Origin of the sequence: Streptomyces sp. NPDC048644 (assembly GCF_043199105.1) — a bacterium.
Taxonomy (GTDB): Bacteria; Actinomycetota; Actinomycetes; order Streptomycetales; family Streptomycetaceae; genus Streptomyces.
Window position 1 is genome coordinate 1 of sequence record NZ_JBICVO010000041.1, and the last position, 1,052, is coordinate 1,052.

Genomic DNA, 1,052 nt, shown 5'->3' on the forward strand with positions numbered 1-1,052 from the left:
TTGGTGAAGCTGAGAACTTAAGCGCCAGTAAACGGCGGTGGTAACTATAACCATCCTAAGGTAGCGAAATTCCTTGTCGGGTAAGTTCCGACCTGCACGAATGGCGTAACGACTTCTCGACTGTCTCAACCATAGGCCCGGTGAAATTGCACTACGAGTAAAGATGCTCGTTTCGCGCAGCAGGACGGAAAGACCCCGGGACCTTTACTATAGCTTGATATTGGTGTTCGGTTCGGCTTGTGTAGGATAGGTGGGAGACTGTGAAGCGATCACGCCAGTGGTTGTGGAGTCATTGTTGAAATACCACTCTGGTCGTGCTGGATGTCTAACCTGGGTCCGTGATCCGGATCAGGGACAGTGTCTGGTGGGTAGTTTAACTGGGGCGGTTGCCTCCTAAAGAGTAACGGAGGCGCCCAAAGGTTCCCTCAGCCTGGTTGGCAATCAGGTGTTGAGTGTAAGTGCACAAGGGAGCTTGACTGTGAGACTGACGGGTCGAGCAGGTACGAAAGTAGGGACTAGTGATCCGGCGGTGGCTTGTGGAAGCGCCGTCGCTCAACGGATAAAAGGTACCCCGGGGATAACAGGCTGATCTTCCCCAAGAGTCCATATCGACGGGATGGTTTGGCACCTCGATGTCGGCTCGTCGCATCCTGGGGCTGGAGTCGGTCCCAAGGGTTGGGCTGTTCGCCCATTAAAGCGGTACGCGAGCTGGGTTTAGAACGTCGTGAGACAGTTCGGTCCCTATCCGCTGTGCGCGTAGGAGTATTGAGAAGGGCTGTCCCTAGTACGAGAGGACCGGGACGGACGAACCTCTGGTGTGCCAGTTGTCCTGCCAAGGGCATGGCTGGTTGGCTACGTTCGGAAAGGATAACCGCTGAAAGCATCTAAGCGGGAAGCCTGCTTCGAGATGAGTACTCCCACCCCCTTTGAGGGGTTAAGGCTCCCAGTAGACGACTGGGTTGATAGGCCAGATATGGAAGCCTGGTAACGGGTGGAGTTGACTGGTACTAATAGGCCGAGGGCTTGTCCTCAGTTGCTCGCGTCCACTGTGT

1 rRNA gene is annotated in these 1,052 nt (G+C 55.1%); it reads left to right on the forward strand.

Annotation, left to right across the window (positions count from 1 at the left end):
• Positions 1-1,031, forward strand: a 23S ribosomal RNA gene (locus ACGFNI_RS35840); the annotation flags it as partial.
• Positions 1,032-1,052: the final 21 nt, after the last annotated feature.